Source organism: Fundidesulfovibrio soli (genome assembly GCF_022808695.1).
Lineage (GTDB): Bacteria > Desulfobacterota > Desulfovibrionia > Desulfovibrionales > Desulfovibrionaceae > Fundidesulfovibrio > Fundidesulfovibrio soli.
In genome coordinates, this window is record NZ_JAKZKW010000014.1 from 67683 (window position 1) to 86088 (window position 18406).

The following is an 18406-nucleotide window of genomic DNA, read 5'->3' on the forward strand; positions in this document are numbered from 1 at the left end:
CCTGGGCCTGCTCCGGGCCGGGCAAGCCGATATATTTGAAGAATATCGTCATTCCCGGCCCGGAGCAGGCCCAGGACGGAGCCGGCGCGGTTCACTGCGGCAGTGTGGCAGGGCAAAAACGTGAGGCACCCCCTTGCGTGGGACGGACACCCGGCGGTTCACGGCGGCAGGACTGCAATCCGGGAACACGAAACCGGGCCGATTGCACCCTGCGGCCCATAATACGCAAAATTTCCGCCGAACGGCGTGAGACGAATCAAGGACTGGTTATGATGCTCAAGGACAAGACCGTGGTGGTGCTGGGCGGCGCGGGCCTTCTGGGCCGCAGGATCGTCGCGGCCGTGCTGGCCGAAGGCGGCAAAGCGGCCATCGCCGACTTCGACCTGGCCCGGGCCGAGGCCGTCGCGACGGAATTCCCGGCCGGGGACGTCTCCTGCCATCAGGTGGACATGACCAGCGCCACCTCCCTGGACGAGTGCATCGCCCAGGTCACGGACCTGCGCGGGCGCATCGACGCCCTGGTCTGCACAGCCTACCCCCGCAACAAGAACTACGGCCGCAAGCTGGAGGACGTGACCTACGCCGACTTCAGCGAGAACGTCTCCCTGCACCTGGGGGGCTACTTCCTGGCGGCGCAGCGCTTCAGCCTGGCCTTCACCGCCCAGGGCGGGGGCAACGTGGTGTTCCTCTCCTCGATTTACGGGGTGATGGCCCCGCGCTTCGAGATCTACGACGGAACGCCCATGACCATGCCCGTGGAGTACGCGGCCATCAAGGCGGCGCTCCAGCACTTGGCCAAATACTTCGCCAAATATTTCAGGGGCAACGGCATACGCTACAACTGCCTGAGCCCCGGCGGCATCCTGGACGCCCAGCCCGAGGCCTTCCTGGCGGCCTACAACCGCCACGGCATGAGCAAGGGCATGCTCGACCCCGATGACATCATGGGCACTATCGTATACCTGCTGTCCGATGCCTCGGCCTACGTGAACGGGCAGAACATCGTGGTGGACGACGGCTGGACCCTCTAGCGTGAACACCTTGAAAAACATGCCTATGTTTTTCAAACTTAAATCACTGGTTTTGCGTGGCGCACCCTCGATCTCCGGGGACTGACTCCGGGAAACAGCGAGCAAAACCAACACGGGCGGGACGCGTATGCAGCTTGCGGGCAAGAAAATCCTGGTCACCGGGGCCGACGGCTTCATCGGCTCGCACCTCACCGAGCGCCTGGTGCGCATGGGCTGCGACGTGCGGGCCTTCGTGCTCTACAACTCCTTCAACTCCTGGGGCTGGCTGGATTCCTCGCCCGCCGAGATCCGCAGGAGCCTGGACGTGTTCGCGGGCGACATCCGCGACCCCAACGGCGTGCGCACCGCCATGCGCGGCTGCGACGTGGTGCTGCACCTGGCCGCGCTCATCGCCATCCCCTATTCCTACCACTCGCCCGACACCTACGTGGACACCAACGTGAAGGGCACGCTCAACGTGGTCCAGGCCGCGCGGGACCTGGGCGTCTCCCGCGTGGTGCACACCTCCACCAGCGAGGTGTACGGCACGGCCCGCTTCGTGCCCATCACCGAGGAGCACCCTTTGCAGGGGCAGTCGCCCTATTCCGCCTCCAAGATCGGGGCGGACCAGATCGCGCTGTCGTTCTACTCCTCCTTCGAGACGCCGGTGAGCGTGATCCGGCCCTTCAACACCTACGGCCCGCGCCAGTCGGCCAGGGCCGTGATCCCCACGGTCATCACCCAGATCGCGGGCGGCAGCCGCGTGATCAAGCTGGGCGCGCTGCATCCCACCAGGGACTTCAACTACGTGGCCGACACCGTGGGCGGGTTCGTGGCCGTGGCAGAAGCGGACGCGGCCGTGGGCGAGGTGGTCAACGTGGGCTCCAATTTCGAGGTCTCCATCGGGGACACGGTGCGCCTGATCGCCGAGGTCATGGGCGCGGACGTGGAGGTGCTCTGCGACCAGGAGCGCCTGCGCCCGGCCAAGAGCGAGGTGGAGCGCCTCTGGGCGGACAACGCCAAGGCCCTGCGCCTGGCGGGCTGGCAGCCGGAGTACGGCGGGCTGGAGGGCTTCCGGCGCGGCCTGGCCGAAACGGCCGCCTGGTTCACCGACCCGGAGAACCTGCGGCTCTACAAGGCGGACAGGTATAATATCTAGGGGATAAGAGGGGCGGGGGGATGCCTCCGGCGGCCAAAGGGAGTTCCTCCCTTTGGAATCCCATTCCGCTTCGCGCCCACAGCTGAAATAATCAGGGCGATGGGTTTCTGAAACCTGGACCATGCTTCCGCCATGAACCATGCCGGGTTGCGCCCCTGCCTCCGCCGCGCCGGGAGCGGGGATATTCTTCAAATATATTCACGTTCCCGGCGCGGCGAAGGCAGGGCGGAAGCCTCAAACACGAAGGATTTCACACAATATACGCCATGAGCACCTTCGAACAGATCGTCCGCATCGTCCGGGCCGCGCACCGCGCCCCGGAGGGCTTCGTCCCCCTGCACGCCCCGGTTTTCGGGGGCAACGAGGGGGCCTACGTGCAGGAGACCATCGACTCCACCTTCGTCTCCTCCGTGGGGGCCTTCGTGGACCGCTTCGAGGCCATGCTGCGCGAGATCACCAGTGCGGCCTGCGCCGTGGCCACGGTCAACGGCACGGCGGCCCTGCACGCGGCCCTGCGCCTGGCGGGCGTGGAGCAGGGCGAACTGGTGCTCACCCAGACGCTCAGCTTCGCGGCCACCTGCAACGCCGTAGCCTACTGCGGGGCCTCTCCGGCCTTCGTGGACGTGGATGCCGACACCCTGGGCCTCTCCCCCGACGCCCTGCGGGATTTCCTGGAAACCAACTGCGAAAGCGCAAACGGCCAGGTGCGCGAGAAGGCCAGCGGGCGGCGCGTGGCGGCCTGCGTGCCCATGCACACCTTCGGCCACCCCTGCCGCATCGAGGCCATCGCCGACATCTGCGCCGCCTGGGGCATCCCCCTGGTGGAGGACGCGGCCGAGTCCCTGGGCTCCGCCTCGGGCGGACGCCACACGGGCATCTTCGGGCTCCTGGGCACCCTCAGCTTCAACGGCAACAAGATCGTCACCTGCGGGGGCGGCGGGGCCATCCTGACCAACGACGAGACCCTGGGACGCCGCGCCAAGCACATCACCACCACGGCCAAGGTGCCGCACCGCTGGCTCTACCGCCACGACGAGCTGGGCTTCAACTACCGCCTGCCCAACCTGAACGCAGCCCTGGGCTGCGCGCAGCTGGAGCGCCTGCCCCGCTTCCTGGCGGACAAGCGCGCCCTGGCCGCCGAGTACGCCACAGCCTTCAAGGGCCTGCCCCTGGCCTTCGTGGACGCCCGGGAGGGCACCACGCCCAACTTCTGGCTCAACGCCCTGCTTCTGGAAAGCCGGGACCAGCGCGACGCCTTCCTGGAATTCTCCAATGATGCCGGAGTTATGACGCGCCCCGTCTGGGAGCCGCTGCACACCCTGCCCATGTACGCCCAGGCCCCGCGCGGCCCCTTGGACATTTCCCTGGACATCGCGGACAGGCTGGTGAACATTCCGAGCAGTTTCCGCAACATAACACCCTAGACGGACCAGCCATGACCCCCGACCCGGAAGCCATCCTGCTCGTAGGCGGCGGCGGCCACTGCCGCTCCGTCATCGACGTGCTGGAGGCGGCCGGCCGCAGGATCGCTGGCGTGGTGGAGCGCCCTGGCAGCGGCGTCAGTGAGGTGCTCGGGCACCCTGTGCTGGGCACCGACGAGGACCTGCCCGCCCTGGCCCGCCTCTACCGCTTCGCGCTCATCACCGTGGGCCAGCTTGAGAGCCCGCAGCCGCGCATGCGCCTGGCCGCGCTCCTCAAGGAGCTGGGCTTCTCCTTCCCCGCCGTGGCCTCGCCCCTGGCGCGGGTCTCGCCCCACGCCAGCCTGGGCCAAGGCACTGTCGTGCACCACTTCGCGGTGGTCAACGCCGGGGCGCGCGTGGGCGCGCACTGCATCCTGAACACGCGCGCCCTCGTGGAGCACGACGCCGCAGTGGGCGACTTCTGCCACGTCTCCACCGGCGCGGTGCTCAACGGCGGGACGTCCGTTGGCGAGGGGTGCTTCATCGGCAGCGGCGCCATCTGCCGCGACAACATTTCCATCGGCGCGGGCTGCTTCGTGGCCATGGGCGTGCGCGTGCTCGCACCCCTGGCCCCTGGGGCGCGGCTCACGCCCGGCAACATCCGGGGGAACACATGAGCCAAGGCAGCGCATCCCGGCGCCCCGTGCTGGTCATCGCCGAGGCCGGGGTCAACCACAACGGGGACATGGCCCGCGCGCTGGACATGGTGGACGCCGCCGCCGAGGCCGGGGCGGACATCATCAAGTTCCAGACCTTCAAGGCCGAGCGCCTGGCCGCCGCCTCCGCCCCCAAGGCCGCCTACCAGAAGGAGCGCACCGGCTCCGGGGAATCCCAACTGGAGATGCTCAGGAAGCTGGAGCTGGACGTGGCCGCCCACGAGACCCTGATCGAGCGCTGCACCATGCGCGGGGTGGCCTTCCTCTCCTCCCCGTTCGACCTGGAGAGCGTGGACCTGCTGCGCCGCCTGGGCTCGCCCATCTTCAAGGTGCCCTCGGGCGAGATCACCAACCTGCCCTACCTGCGGGCCGTCGCGGACGCCGGGCTGCCGGTGCTGCTCTCCACGGGCATGGCGGACCTGGGCGACATCGAAGCCGCCCTGGCCGTGTTCGAGGCCAAGGGCGTGGAACTATCGTGCATCACGGTGCTGCACTGCACCACCCAGTACCCCACGCCCATGGACGAGGTGAACCTGCGGGCCATGAACACCATCGCGGCCGCCTTCCCCGGTGTGAACGTGGGCTACTCCGACCATACGAAAGGCATCGAGGTGCCCATCGCGGCCGTGGCCCTGGGCGCGACAGTGATCGAAAAGCACTTCACCCTGGACAGGTTCCTGCCCGGCCCGGACCACGCCGCCAGCCTGGAGCCCCGGGAGCTCGCGGCCATGGTGCGCGCCATCCGCAACATCGAGCTGGCCCTGGGCGACGGGCGCAAGCGCCCCACCGCCTCGGAGCTGCCCAACCGCGCCGTGGCCCGCAAGAGCATCGTGGCCGCCAGGGCCATCGCGGCGGGCGAAATCTTCACCGACGAGAACCTGACCGCCAAGCGGCCCGGCACGGGCCTTTCCCCCATGCGCTGGGATGCGGTGCTGGGGCGCACTGCCGCCAGAGACTACCAACCCGACGAACAGATCGAGCTGCCGTGAAAGCCGCCAAGCACTCCGTCTGCGTCTTCACCGGCACCCGGGCCGACTACGGGCTTCTGAAGCCCCTGCTGGAGGCCCTGCGCGCCGACCCGGACTGCGCCCTGCGCCTGCTGGTCAGCGGCAGCCACCTCTCCGCCGAGCACGGCATGACCGTCTCCGAGATCCGCGCCGACGGCTTCGAACCCGACGAATGCGTGGAGATGCTTGGTGACGCCGACAGCCCGGAGGCCGTGTGCGCGGGCATGGGCCGGGCCCTGGCGGGCTACGGCCCGGCGCTCGGCCGCCTGGCCCCGGACCTGCTGGTGGTGTTGGGCGACCGCTATGAGGCGCTCTGCGCCGCTGCCGCCGCAGTGGTCATGGGCGTGCCCGTGGCGCACATCGCCGGAGGCGAGCTGACCTACGGGGCCACGGACGACGCCTTCCGCCACGCCATCACCAAGCTCTCCCGCCTGCACTTCGTCAGCGCCGAGCCCTACCGTAAGCGCGTGATCCAGATGGGCGAAAACCCGGACACGGTGTTCACCGTGGGCGACCCGGGCCTGGACGGCCTGCGCCCCGAAAGCCTGCTCACCCGCGCCGAGGTGGCCAAGGCCCTGGACATAGGGGAGGAGCAACCCTTCCTGCTGGTCACCTTCCACCCCGTCACCCAGGAGGGGCACAGCTCCGCCGCGCAGTGCGAGGCACTGCTGGACGCCCTGGAGGCTTTTCCGGAGCTGGCTATCGTGTTCACCGGGGTCAACGCCGACGCCCACGGCCGCGAACACGCCCGGCTCATCGCGGAGCGCGTGGCCGCGCATCCGTCCAACTGGCGGCTGTTCGCCTCGCTGGGGCGGCTGCGCTACCTCTCGGCCATGCGCTGCTGCCAGGCCGTTGTGGGCAACTCCTCCAGCGGCCTGTTGGAGTCGCCCTCCATGGGCGTGCCCGCCGTGGACATCGGCAACCGCCAGTTGGGTCGCATCCGGCCGGACAACGTGACACACTGCGAGCCGGAGCGGGGCCTGATCGCCCAGGCCGTGCGCCGGGCCCTGAGCCCCGAATTCCGTAATTTGGCCCGGAACGTGCAAAACCCGTATCACCGCGAGGGCGGCGTGGCCCTGATGCTGGCCGCCATGAAGGCCTGGCTCGCAGGCCCGCGCGGATTCAAGACTTTTCACGACCTGTGAGCGGAGGCCCACCATGCAGCCCATGATGCCCGAACAAGACAGAACCCCGTTCGACTGGCGCGCCCTGGCCATCGCCCCGGACCTGCCCTTCCTGGAGGCCATCCGCAAGATCGAGTCCGGCGCGCAGCAGATCGCCCTGGTGGTGGACGGCAGCGGCAGGCTCCTGGGCACCGTGTCCGACGGCGACGTGCGCCGGGCCATCCTCTCCAACATCCCGCTGGACAGCCCGGTGAGCCGCGTCATGGAGGGCTCGCCCACCACCATCCTCAAGGACGAGGGCCGCCTGGCCGCGCTGCTCAAGATGAAGGAGAAGCTTATCCGCCACATCCCCGTGGTGGACCAGACCGGCCATCTCATCGGCCTGGAGACGCTCTCCGACCTCCTGCACCTGAACCTGATGCCCAACTCCGTGCTGCTTATGGCCGGGGGGCTGGGCACCCGGCTGGGCGACCTCACCAGGGATTGCCCCAAGCCCCTGCTCAATGTCGGCCCCAAGCCCATCCTGGAGATCATCCTGGAGAACTTCATCGAGTACGGCTTCAAACGCTTCTACATCTCGCTCAACTACAAGGGCGAGATGATCAAGGAGTACTTCGGGGACGGCTCCCGCTGGGGCGTGAGCATCCACTACATCTGGGAGACGCAGCGCCTGGGCACCGCCGGGGCGCTCTCCCTGCTGCCGGAGAAGCCCCAGCACTCCCTGGTGGTCATGAACGGCGACATCCTGACACGCGTCAACTTCCGCCACATGCTCGACTTCCACGAGCAGCAGCGCGCCGCCGCCACCATGGCCGTGAAGGAGTACTCCTTCCAGGTGCCCTACGGCGTGGTGCGCATCAAGGACGGCACGCGCATGATCTCCCTGGACGAGAAGCCGGTGCAGAGCTTCTTCGTCAGCGCGGGCATCTACATTCTTCGCCCGGAGCTGATCGAGCTGGTGCCCCGGGGCATGCCCTACGACATGCCGGACCTGTTCCAGGCCCTGCTCTCCCAGGGGGACCAGCCCTCGGTGTTCCCGGTACATGAGTACTGGCTGGATATCGGCCAGCGCCCCGACTTCGACCGGGCCCACACAGACTACTACCGCGTGTTCGACAAGTCCGGGAACTAGGGCGGCATGTTCCTCACGCAGCAAGGCGGCTACCATCCCCGGCCGGGGGACCGCTCCCTGGTGGTCTTCCTGGGGACCGCGCCGGACAAGGCCGTGCCCCGCGAACGGCGGCTGTGGTTCCCAAGCGCCAATGAGGCCGCCTTCGAAGCGGTGCGCGGCCTGGACCCGGGCCTGCTGCGCCACGGCGTGACCCTGGTGGTGGGCGCCGAGGCCTATGACAGGCACCCGGCCTGGGTGGACGCCGTGCAGAAGAACCTGGCCTGGCGCTACCTCAAGTACGTCTACCTGCCCCAGACCAGCCCCTCCGTGCCCGACGAGCTGGGCGTGCGCGCCCGGGAGGACGCCCCGGCCCTGCTCTACCGGGAGATCGCCCTGGCCCGGAACCACCCCCTGCACCTGCGCTGGCCCTTGTGCCGCGCCCTGGAGGGCAAGGGCGGCGCGCCCCTGGCCTGGCTGTTCCCCTCGCCCAGCCTGCCCCTGGTGCTGCCCGCGCTGGAGGAACTCAAGCGCACCTGCCTCATCGGCTGCATCTCGCTCTCATTGGGATTTTGCCTGGAAAACGGCGTGGAGCCGGACTTCGTGCTCCAGTTGGACACCGATTTCCGCTACCCCCACCTGCTGCGCCCGGGCCGCAAGCTCAAGAACACCTGGCTGGTGAGCCTCTCCGGGGCCAACATCTCCGATTCCGCCGGGGACTACGCCGGTGTTTTCTTCATGGAGGCCTTCAACACCACGCTGCTGCCCGACCCCTACCGGCTGCGCGAATCCTGGACGGGCTGCGCCATCGCCTGCCTGGGCCTGGCCGAGTGCCTGGGCGCGCCGGACGTGTTCCTGGCCGGGGTGGACCACTCCTGGCCGGGCGAGGCCTCGGCGGAGCTGTACTACACGCCCGGGGCCAAAGAGCAGACGCCCTCCCAGGACGACCACCCGGAAGCGCCGCTGGTCTGCAGCCACCGGCTGGACGCCGACTTGCTGGAGACAAACGCCGTGTTCCCCATGGCGGACGTCAACGGCCGCAAGGTGTGGACTCGCTTCAACTATTTCGGCATCGCCGCCGAACTGGAGGACGTGGCCCGGCAGATCGGCCGGGAGCGCGGCATGCGCTTCCACCGCCTCTCGGACACGGGCATCCTGGACGCGGCAGTGTTCCTGCCCGGCGGCCTGCAGGCCCTGGCCGCCCTGCCTGACCTGGACCGCGAAGCTCTGCGGGAGCGCATCGCCTCGGCCGCCAGGGCCGTCCCACCCGTGCGGGCAGCGGAACTGGCGCAGGCCCTCGGCGAACGCCTGCGCGACGTGGAGACGGCCGCCAGCCTGGCCCGCGAGGCCGAGGAGCGCGGACAACCCGTGCCCGAGCTTGCCGGTCTGGCCCAGTCGCTTCGCCGAACCGGCGAGTTGGACAGATATTTCCACCTGGAGACCGAGTCCGCCATGTTGGCCGGGCTGGCGGACACCCTGCGCGCCTGGGCCGAGGCCCTGCGCCGGGCCTTGGGGGTCGCCCTGGCCCATGCCCGCATCCAGGCCGGGGAGCCGCTCCCGGTGCTGGGCCTGCCCGGTGACGCCGAGGCCTGCGCCCAAGCCCTGGCCGCGCTCTACCCCACTGGCCGCTTCGCGCCGGTGGCCGCCCAGGTGCCCTTCAAGGGGCCAAGCGATTCAGGAATCCACGGGCTCTACGGATTGCTCGAAGGCGCTGGGGTCGTGGTGGTCAGCGAGGCGCTGGAGCGCGAGTTCGGCTACGCGCTGGCCAACGTTTCCGCCCGCCGCCTGGCTCCGGCCCGGCTGCTGCTCCATTCATCCGAGGCCGCGCCGGCTACGCAGGAACCGAACCATGCCAGCCAGCAACCAATTTTTTGACACCCGCCCCAGAGGCGCCGCCACTCCGCATCCTCGATCCTAAAGGAGACGCCATGCACATCCTGCTCCTCTCCATGCCGACCCCTCACAACCCAAGCAGGGTCCAGATCGTTCCGCCCATGTCCCTGCTCTGCGTGGGAGGAATGCTCCGCAAGGAAGGCCATACCAGCGAGATCCTCAATCTCGACCTGCTCACCAGGGTAGGCCTGACGACAGAGGAAGCGAAGATCGAGCATGTGGTCAAGCGGCTCGAAACGGGCGAATTCGATGTTCTCGGCTTGAACTGCCTCGTCTCCTCCCAGTTCCCCTTCGCGCGGAAGCTGACGGAAGCTGTACGTGCCCGGGCGTTGAAGCTGCCGACCATTCTCGGCGGAATGCACGCCACGCTGTTCGCGCAGGACATCCTCACGAAGTGTCCCTCCTTCGATTACATCATCCTGGGCGAGGGCGAACGGCAGACCTCCAGGCTCATGCGCCACATCCAGAGCCCGACGGACGCCGTTTTAGCAAACATAGACGGTATCGCGTGGCGGAACGCCTCCGGCACCGTCCATGTCAACAAGCGCATGTCGCCGCTGGCCCCCGCCGAGATGCCGGCTCCCGCCTGGGACATGCTGCGGATAGATGACTACCGCTCCGACTATTCCAAATGGTACAACCCGAAAGGAAACAACATCACCCTCGTTGCGCCGCTGTACACCAGCCGCTCCTGCCCGTTGGACTGCACGTTCTGCTCAGCGTTCCACATGATGGGCCGCGGGCTCCGCTTGCGCAGGATTCAAGACATCTTCGACGAGATAGAATATCTGTACCACGAGCACTGCATTAATTATTTTTCTATCTTTGACGACAACTTCACACTGAACAAACAACACGTCATGCAGTTCTGCGACGAGATACGCAAACGCAACCTCAACATTCAGTTTGACTCATCATCCGGCTTCAACATCGCCGCTCTTGACGAGCATATGATGGCGGCCATGGCCGAAGCGGGCTGCATCCACTTCCCCATGCCCATTGAAAGCGGGAACGACAATATCCGGCAGAATGTCATCCACAAGAAGCTGCCCCGAGAAAAAATCTTCGAGATCGCCAGGCTCGCGAAGAAGCACAACATGCTCACGACAGGCATGTTCATCATCGGCTTCCCCGAGGACACGCCCGAAACGCTGGAAGACACGAGGAGAATGATCCTGGAGTTGGAGCTGGACAAATACCACGTTTACACCCTCATTCCATTTCCAGGAACGAAGATTTTCAAGCAGGCGCTCAAGGACAACCTCTTCACCGAGAGCATCGACCTCTCGAAGTTGTGGGACGGAACATTCAACTTCGAGAAACCGCAAGGTGACTTCGCTTTGAAGCCGTACAACTGTTCCCTCGACACCCTTCGGAAATACAAGCATGAATTCGGCCAATACTGGTTTTTCAGCGACAGGGTAAAGGCCCTGCAGAAGCAACATTCCTCTGGCACGCCCTGACGGTGGACGCGGTTCCCGCCAGAGCACGTTCTCTAGGAGGGAATTGCCCACCACACGCCGCGTCGCGCCGCACCCGAGGTTCTTCACCAGGGGCAGTCCCCCATTCGCCCCCCCGGCAGTATGTTGCTGTCCGTTCTTATGACGGGTCCTGACGCAGGGGCATGCGCCCCTGCCCCACGCCAGAGCCCAAGCATTTCGGCATATATCTTGCTTGAAAACGCGCACGGACATGGGGAACGAAAAATACTCCTAGCGGCCGCCAGCCCCCGGAAGGGACTGCTGAGCAGAACTGCGGGAGGTTTACAGCCGCAGCCGTACTGGGGTATGCCTTCATGAATGACGGCACTGTTCCATACGAGAAAAACACGTCGCAGCAATTTCTCTATTCGTTTCCGAAGGAGCCACGCATGAACGCCGTCGATGCCCTGACTACAGTCAACACGGCCCTGCAAAAGGTGAAAAACGATCCGAATATTGCAGTCAGCATGGACACAGACATGTTGCATGACAAGATACTCGACTCGCTTGACTGCCTTATGCTCCTGATGGAGCTTGACGAGTTGTGTGGTTTCTCCGTGCCTGAAGACATCGACCTAGTCGCAGGCGGGTATTTCAAGGTGGACAAGCTTATCTCACTCCTGGCTGACAAAGAGTAGACCGGACCCTGAAACATCCTCCAAGCAAGGAAGAACTATGGCCGACCCTCTGCGTATCCGGTTGCCGTTCCTGGGTGACAGACACTACCTCCACGGCTCCACACTCTTCGAGGCGCTGCTCCACTACTCCCAGGGCGTGCCTCCTCTCGATTTCAAGTTCAAGGGCTTCATCACCTCCAACATGCTCGAACTCCGCACAGGCAAGGAGCCGGAGCTGAACGCCCTCTCTCCCGTGGCGACGCTCACCTGGGGCGAGGAGCGGGATTGCATCTGCGCCCTGGAGCTGCCTGCGGAGCACCCCATCGAGTCCATCCCGCTCCCCGAGGACGAGCTCATGGCGGCCATGCCCTTCGCCGACGACCGCGTGACCTACGACAAGCCCTGGCCCATGGGCTTCGCCGACACCCTTTTCTGCCTGCTCAAGAAGCTGGAGCTGCAATACAAGGCGAACGTGGGCGGCCAATGGCTCTTCGGCGGGATGCAGCTAACCAGCCTGCCCCGCAAGGACGCGCCCATCTCCGCCGTCAAGGACCGCCTCCTGCCCCAGTGCCGGCTGCTGCGGATGCAGCTGACTGCCGACGGCGTCCCCTTCGGGGTGGCCTACACCTCCTGGGTGCCCAACGACAAAATGCAGCCGGGCAATTGAGGCCGTCATGCGGGACAACAGCCTTCACGACTTCCGCGCACAGCCCTGCCGCAACCTGTGGATCGTGGGCGGCGGCGGCCTGGGACGGGTCTATTTCTCCTACCTGAAAGAGATTCAGCAGGCGGCGCATACCGATGTGCCCGTGGCTGGTTTTCTTGACAACAACGTGGCCCAGTCGCCCGGCCCTCTCCTGGAGCGGCTCGGGGAGGAGGCCGCCTCCGTGCGGGTGCTTCCCATCGACGGCTTCACGCCCGACAGCGAGGACATGTTCGTCTGCGCCATGGGCAAGCCGGAGAACAAGGAGAGCCTGGTCCTCCCCCTGGCCGGGCGGGGCGCGCGCTTCACCTCGCTGGTGCATCCGCTGGCCCACGTGGACCCTTCAGTGAAGATCGGGCAGGGATGTGTCGTCGGCCCGTGGAGCATCCTGAATTTCGGGGTGCGGCTGGGGGATTTCTGCAACGTGTACCCCATGGCCTACCTCGGCGAGGATGTTCAGTGCGAGCCGTGCTGCACCTTGTTCGCGCGTTGCACCATCCTCGAAGGCTCCCGCATAGCGCGAGGATCCGGCGTCTGGACCGGGGCCATGATGCCGCCCCGCACGAACGTTGGCGAGGGCGCTACCATCGGCATGGGCAGCGTGGTTTTGAAGGACGTCCCCCCGGGCGCCACGGTCATGGGCAATCCCGCCCGGGTAGTATTCACCAGGGAGCAATAGACTGCGATGGAATCTCCCCAGGAGTTCAAGGAGCGCTGCGCCGAGGAAATCGCCGCCATGGGCCGGGACGAAGGGTTCGAGCGCTCCAGCCAGGAGTGGATGCAGCGCGCCGAGCTGCACCGCTACACCTATCATTTCGAATGGCTGGGCAGGCCCATCATCCAGTTCCCGCAGGACATCTTGGCCATGCAGGAGCTTATCTGGACCGTGCGCCCCGAGGTCATCGTCGAGACCGGGATCGCCCACGGCGGGTCCCTGGTGTTCTATGCCTCCATGCTGGAGCTCCTGGTCCAGTGCGGCATGATCCAGCACGGCCGGGTCATCGGCGTGGATATCGACATCAGGACCCACAACCGCCAGGCCATTGAAGCGCACCCCCTGGCCAGGCGCATCACCATGGTTCAAGGCTCGAGCGTCGCTCCCGACACCGTGGCCGCAGTCCGCGCCCTGGCCGGGCGGAACGGCCCCTGCCTGCTGGCCCTGGACTCGAACCACACCCACGGCCACGTGCTCGCCGAACTGCGCGCCTACGCGGACCTCGTGACGGTTGGGAGCTACTGCGTGGTGTTCGACACGGCGATCGAGCATTCGCCCAACCCCGTGCAAGGCAGGGGCTGGGGCAAGGGAAACAATCCCCTCACGGCCGTCGACGAATTCCTGGCTGGCGACGAGCGCTTCGCCCAGGACAGCTCCATCACGGACAAGCTCCGCATAAGCGAATGCCCCGGCGGCTATCTCAAGCGCGTGCGCTGACTCCGGACAGGACAGACTGATGCTCAACATAGTGGATCGCTTCCTGGCCTCCGCCCGAAGGGCTCCTGACGACCCGGCCCTGTCGTTCGCGGGGGGGGACGTCTCCTACGGGGAGCTGCTGGGAGAGGCCCGGCGGATAGCCCGGGCATTGGATTCGGCCTGCCGCACGGAAACCGTCACCGTCTGGGCCGATAAGAGCCTGTCCACCTATGCGGGGGTCCTGGGCGCCCTGCTGTCGGGGAAGACCTTTGTACCGCTCAACCCCCGTTTTCCCTTGGAGCGCACCCAGGCCATGCTGCGGGCCAGCGGAGCCGACACGGTGGTCGCCTCCGCCGCAGGCCTGTCCGCCGCCATGCGGGCCGCCGTGAACACCGGCGCGGGCACGATCATCTGCCCCGACAAGCCTGCCGGGTCCAAGGAGGAATCCCTCGCCATCCTCGGCCGCGACTGCCTGCACACTAGCTCCGGCGGAGTTGACCGGCCGGAGCGGTGCAGCCCGAAGATGTACATCATGTTCACTTCGGGCAGCACCGGCAGGCCCAAGGGGGTTCCGGTGCTCCACGCCAACGTGGAGCCGTACCTCGACACCATCGCCGGGTTCTACGGCCTGTCCAGCCAGGACCGCTGCTCCCAACTGTTTGACCTTACCTTCGACCTCAGCGTGCATGACTTGTTCGCCACATGGCAGTCCGGGGCGTGTCTGTGCGTGCCGACAGCGGAAGAACGGATTTTCCCGGCGCGTTACATCCAGCGTGCCGGGCTGACGTCGTGGTTCAGCGTCCCGTCGCTGCTGCTGAGCATGGCCCGCCTCAAGCAGCTCGGGCCGGATTCCTTCCCTGGCATCAGGGTGAGCCTGTTCTGCGGCGAGGGGCTCCCGCACAGCTTAGTGCGCCAGTGGGCCGTGGCCGCGCCCAACGCCATTATTGAGAACCTCTACGGACCCACCGAATGCACCATCGCGATCAGCCGACATGCCTGGTCCCCCGGGGTCGAAGCCTGCGTCAACGGGCTCGTGCCCATGGGCCGGACGTTCATCGGGCAGCATTTCAGCGTCCGGGACGAATCGGGCGAGGTCCTGCCGGCAGGAAGCAGAGGGGAGCTCTGGCTGAGCGGCTCGCAGCTCACCCCGGGCTATCTGGACCAACCGGAGCAGACCGCCAAGGCCTTCGCCGAGGAGGGCGGCCGGAGATGGTACAGAACCGGCGACCTCGTGCTGGAGGATGAGGACGGCACTCTGCATTTCATCGAGAGGATCGACCATCAGGTCAAGATCCGCGGATACCGTGTGGAACTCGTGGAGATAGAGAACCACCTGGCCGGGCTGCCGGGCGTGCACGGGGCCGTCGTCTCTCCGGCGCGAAATGCGGATGGCGTCTGCGTCCATCTCCACGCCTTCATCGTTGGCTCGGCCGACCCCGGCGAGGTGCTCCTCACATGCCGGACCAGATTTCCAGACTACATGGTGCCGCGCAGGGTGGAGTTCCTCACGGAATTCCCCCTGAACGCCAACGGCAAGATCGACCGCCCGAAACTGGAGCAAAAGGCGTCCAACGCGTATGAACATTCTCACTGAAGAGCGTATCCTGGGGACCATACTGTCCGCGCTGGGGAAGATCGCCGCAACCAAATTCATGGACGCGCCTCTCGACCCTGACACGAACATTCTGGAGGCCGGGTTCGACTCGTTTGATTTCGCCACCCTCATCCCCGACATCGAGGAGGATCTTGGCATCGCCATCGACCTTGCCGACGCGGACCTCTCCGAGGTCATCACGATCAGCGGCCTGGCGGCCTTCATCGCCAGACAGAACGCGTCAGGCGCTGAACAGCCATGACCACCGACTGGGAGCGCCTGGATGCACTTCCCCTGCCCGGGGTCAACGGCTGCTGGCAAACGTGCGGGGGGTATTGCTGCGGCAATTTCGACGGCACGGGCGCAGGCTCCGCAGTGACGATCCCCTTCTTCCCCGGCGAATTCGAAGCCTACGCGCGCTCGCCCATCCGCCAGGGCACTAAGGTGACGCATCGGCGTTTCCCCTTGCCTGACGGCAGATCCCTGAAGATCGATTTCCTGCACTGCCAGTGCAACGGGCTATGCGAGCCGCACGGCTCCCGCCCGCTCGTCTGCAAGCTATATCCGTACTTTCCCCAATGCGACGCAGAGGGCAACCTCACCGGCATCGACGTCTGTTCCCTCGCCGACGTCTACTTCGAAGAGGTGTGCGGCCAGCGCAAATGCACCGTCTTCGACCCCGAAGCAGCAGGCGACGAACGAATTCGTGCCGTACTCCAGGCGCTTGTTGAAGAGCCATGCAACATATTGTACGTGCGGCTGGCCACGCTTATACGCGAACACTTGCGCACGGCCCTCAAAGATTTCCCGCGTGAGCCCGACCCTTCCCTAGCTGGCAAGCTGCTCGCGCGGTTCAACATGCTGCTGTTTTCCCACACCCCCTGGAGAACCGCCGCGTTTAGGAAGGAATTCGCGGAATCATACAACACCCTGCTCGGCAGGTTCGGACCCAACATCCTCCATGAAGGGAGCTGACGCCATGAGCGACGATACTTTTCCCTCCAGGCGCGTGACGATTCAGAATGTGGCGTTTGTCGGCTGCAGGGCCGTGGTGCCGGGGCATGCGGTCACGATGGACGAACTGGTCGCGCTGGCGCCGGACGAGAAATCGCGCGAGGAACTGCTGCGGGCGGCCCAGATGTCCGGCCTGGACGTGCGCTACAAGGCGAAACCGGCCACCACGGCCGGAGACATGTGCGTCGCCGCCGCCCGAAAGCTGCTCGAAGATCTGCGGTGGAGCCCCGACAGCGTCGACCTCCTCGTTGTAGCCAACGTCACCCCGGACGACCTCATCCCCCCCACGGGGTACCAGATTCACAGCTGCCTCGGGCTCTCCAAGCAATGCGTCGTGCTGGACACGATCATCGGGTGCTCGGGCTACACCCACGGGTTGTTCCTGGCCGCCTCCCTGCTTGAAAAAGGCGCGTTGAAGCGGGCGCTTCTTGTGACGGGCGACACCCTCTCGCGGACCATCGCCCCCGCCGACCTGAAGTCGGGCTCCCTGCTCGGCGACGCCGGGACCGCCACGGCCCTGGAATTCACGGAAGGCACGGCTCCAATGTACGTGCTGCTCGGTTCGGACGGGTCCAACTCCCAATGCATCAGGCAACCCGGCAGGGGCTACAGGGAGTCCGACAGCCCGCCGTATTTCCAGATGGACGGAGTCAAGGTGTTCACGTTCTCCCACGGCATCGTTCCCAAGCTGCTTCAGGCCACCATGCGGCATGCGGACACCTCGATCGAACAGATCGATTCGGTCTGCCTGCACCAGGCCAACCTGATGATCCTGGACGCCATCTCCAAGCAAGGCCGTTTGCCCCGCGAGAAGGTTGTCAACACCTTGCGCCTGTACGGCAATTGCGGCTCGGCCTCCATCCCGCTCGCCCTCTGCGAGACCTTTTCCTCGTCCGGCCACGAAGGGCCGTTGCGGCTGCTCCTCGCCGGGTTTGGGCTTGGACTCAGCTGGAGCAGCGTCTTGATGCAGGCGGCCGCCAATTCCTTCGGGGCCGTCATGCACGAGGACCTCTAGCTCCGCGACAACCAGACGCTCCGTACGCAACATCTTTCACCAAGGCGCACAATGCTTTCTGACGTCTCGATCATCATCCCGACCAAGGATCGCCAGATCACTGTGCAGGAAGTGCTTGACTATTATGAAGGGACAAACGCCAACATCATCATCGCTGACGCGTCCGACACAGCCATGGAAAACGGTGTTTTGCAGCGCAAAAACCTGCGCGTGACGTATTTCAGCGACACAACGCGGTCCTTCATAGACAGAGTCAACTACTCGTTCCAATTCATTGACACGCCCTACACGGTTCTCCGCGCAGACAGAAGGCATATCGCCACCACAGGAATCCGCAGCGTCTGCGACTTCCTGAACGCCAACCATGACTACAGCACCGCCCAGGGAAGGTGGTACGTTTTTGACAATGGATGTATCCTCAAGCGCTACACAGCGTACTCTGAGACGTTTGTTTCCGAGATCGAGGACACGGACGAGCGCGTCAAGAAGACCATGGCCATCTTCACGTCCACCATGTATGCTGTCTACCGGACGGAAACATTCAAGGACGTGATGTCTTTCTTCCGCGACATCAAGACGGGCGTCATTATCGAACTGTGCGCGCATATGCTTTCGATGTATTCCGGGAAGCACAAGTCGCTTCCCGTGCCCTACGCCTTCATCGCGCCCTATGAAGCCTGCAGGCCGTTCAGCAAGCGCCTGACGTCGGGCAACTACACCACTCAGACAGAACAACTCGAACAATGGCCGGATCTGGGACACCGCATAGCCAGCCACCTCGGTCTGGATGACCCCAAGGCCTCGGCCCTGTTCGACGAGGCTCTCGAAATCTACTACATGGCCTTCTTCGCCTATACCGAAACCAACGACTGTAACCTGACCCTTGCAAACCGCTTTTTCAGCCCCTACTTTGACAAGGTTTTTTCCTGGTATGCTCCTTTGATTCTCAAGAAGGTGCTCCACCAAATCGAAAGGCATCCCGCTGACGACCTCTTCAATGAGCTTTCCGAGGTGCAGAAGAGGGATTTGCTTGCGATTCTGGCGCTTGGAAGGATACGTGTCACAGATGATTCAACGCAATGACCTGGGTTCAAGCCGTGACACCGCGCGGTCCGTGCCCCTGCATGGGCCGTCCCTGGTCATAGTCATGCCTG

At 65.3% G+C, this 18406-nt stretch carries 18 protein-coding genes; all 18 read left to right on the plus strand.

Annotated features, from left to right (window positions below; all coding sequences use genetic code 11):
* Window positions 1-269: 269 nt before the first annotated feature.
* The 18 genes from MLE18_RS12520 (at window position 270) to MLE18_RS12605 (ending at window position 18335) form a co-directional block, all read left to right on the plus strand.
* Window positions 270-1031 (plus strand): oxidoreductase, encoded by a 762-nt coding sequence (locus tag MLE18_RS12520; RefSeq protein ID WP_243439141.1) that lies wholly within the window; start codon window positions 270-272, stop codon window positions 1029-1031.
* Window positions 1032-1158: 127 nt separating this feature from the next.
* The gene (locus MLE18_RS12525) at window positions 1159-2169 is read left to right on the plus strand and encodes an NAD-dependent 4,6-dehydratase LegB (protein WP_243439142.1); all 1011 of its coding nucleotides are present in this window, start codon (window positions 1159-1161) and stop codon (window positions 2167-2169) included.
* Between the two features lie 266 nt (window positions 2170-2435).
* The gene (locus MLE18_RS12530; protein ID WP_243439143.1) at window positions 2436-3593 is read left to right on the plus strand and encodes a LegC family aminotransferase; all 1158 of its coding nucleotides are present in this window, start codon (window positions 2436-2438) and stop codon (window positions 3591-3593) included.
* Between the two features lie 11 nt (window positions 3594-3604).
* Window positions 3605-4246 (plus strand): acetyltransferase, encoded by a 642-nt coding sequence (locus MLE18_RS12535; protein ID WP_243439144.1) that lies wholly within the window; start codon window positions 3605-3607, stop codon window positions 4244-4246.
* A complete protein-coding gene (gene neuB, locus MLE18_RS12540; protein ID WP_243439145.1) occupies window positions 4243-5274 on the plus strand; it encodes an N-acetylneuraminate synthase in 1032 nt (343 codons plus the stop codon). The genes MLE18_RS12535 and neuB overlap by 4 nt, the downstream gene beginning before the upstream one ends.
* A complete protein-coding gene (neuC, locus tag MLE18_RS12545; protein WP_243439146.1) occupies window positions 5271-6437 on the plus strand; it encodes a UDP-N-acetylglucosamine 2-epimerase in 1167 nt (388 codons plus the stop codon). Before neuB ends, neuC begins: the two co-directional genes overlap by 4 nt.
* A gap of 13 nt (window positions 6438-6450) precedes the next feature.
* Window positions 6451-7548 (plus strand): nucleotidyltransferase family protein, encoded by a 1098-nt coding sequence (locus MLE18_RS12550; protein ID WP_243439147.1) that lies wholly within the window; start codon window positions 6451-6453, stop codon window positions 7546-7548.
* Between the two features lie 6 nt (window positions 7549-7554).
* Window positions 7555-9399: a 6-hydroxymethylpterin diphosphokinase MptE-like protein gene (locus MLE18_RS12555; protein ID WP_243439148.1), complete on the plus strand. Its 1845-nt coding sequence runs from the start codon at window positions 7555-7557 to the stop codon at window positions 9397-9399.
* A 53-nt stretch (window positions 9400-9452) separates the two neighbouring features.
* Window positions 9453-10880: a B12-binding domain-containing radical SAM protein gene (locus tag MLE18_RS12560; RefSeq protein WP_243439149.1), complete on the plus strand. Its 1428-nt coding sequence runs from the start codon at window positions 9453-9455 to the stop codon at window positions 10878-10880.
* Between the two features lie 407 nt (window positions 10881-11287).
* Window positions 11288-11536, plus strand: coding sequence for a hypothetical protein (locus tag MLE18_RS12565; protein WP_243439150.1), 249 nt, complete (start codon window positions 11288-11290; stop codon window positions 11534-11536).
* Window positions 11537-11573: 37 nt separating this feature from the next.
* Window positions 11574-12182 (plus strand): hypothetical protein, encoded by a 609-nt coding sequence (locus MLE18_RS12570; protein WP_243439151.1) that lies wholly within the window; start codon window positions 11574-11576, stop codon window positions 12180-12182.
* Window positions 12183-12189: 7 nt separating this feature from the next.
* Window positions 12190-12897, plus strand: a complete 708-nt coding sequence (locus MLE18_RS12575; RefSeq protein ID WP_243439152.1) for an LbetaH domain-containing protein — start codon at window positions 12190-12192, stop codon at window positions 12895-12897.
* Between the two features lie 6 nt (window positions 12898-12903).
* On the plus strand, window positions 12904-13650 hold the full coding sequence (locus MLE18_RS12580; protein WP_243439153.1) for a cephalosporin hydroxylase family protein: 747 nt from the start codon (window positions 12904-12906) through the stop codon (window positions 13648-13650).
* A gap of 19 nt (window positions 13651-13669) precedes the next feature.
* Window positions 13670-15223 (plus strand): amino acid adenylation domain-containing protein, encoded by a 1554-nt coding sequence (locus MLE18_RS12585; RefSeq protein WP_243439154.1) that lies wholly within the window; start codon window positions 13670-13672, stop codon window positions 15221-15223.
* Window positions 15207-15485, plus strand: coding sequence for an acyl carrier protein (locus MLE18_RS12590; protein ID WP_243439155.1), 279 nt, complete (start codon window positions 15207-15209; stop codon window positions 15483-15485). The genes MLE18_RS12585 and MLE18_RS12590 overlap by 17 nt, the downstream gene beginning before the upstream one ends.
* Window positions 15482-16198 carry a hypothetical protein gene (locus tag MLE18_RS12595; RefSeq protein ID WP_243439156.1) on the plus strand — a complete coding sequence of 239 codons (717 nt, stop codon included), beginning with the start codon at window positions 15482-15484 and terminating at the stop codon, window positions 16196-16198. Before MLE18_RS12590 ends, MLE18_RS12595 begins: the two co-directional genes overlap by 4 nt.
* A 4-nt stretch (window positions 16199-16202) precedes the next feature.
* Window positions 16203-17252, plus strand: coding sequence for a ketoacyl-ACP synthase III (locus MLE18_RS12600; protein ID WP_243439157.1), 1050 nt, complete (start codon window positions 16203-16205; stop codon window positions 17250-17252).
* Between the two features lie 51 nt (window positions 17253-17303).
* The gene (locus MLE18_RS12605; protein ID WP_243439158.1) at window positions 17304-18335 is read left to right on the plus strand and encodes a TIGR00180 family glycosyltransferase; all 1032 of its coding nucleotides are present in this window, start codon (window positions 17304-17306) and stop codon (window positions 18333-18335) included.
* Window positions 18336-18406: the final 71 nt, after the last annotated feature.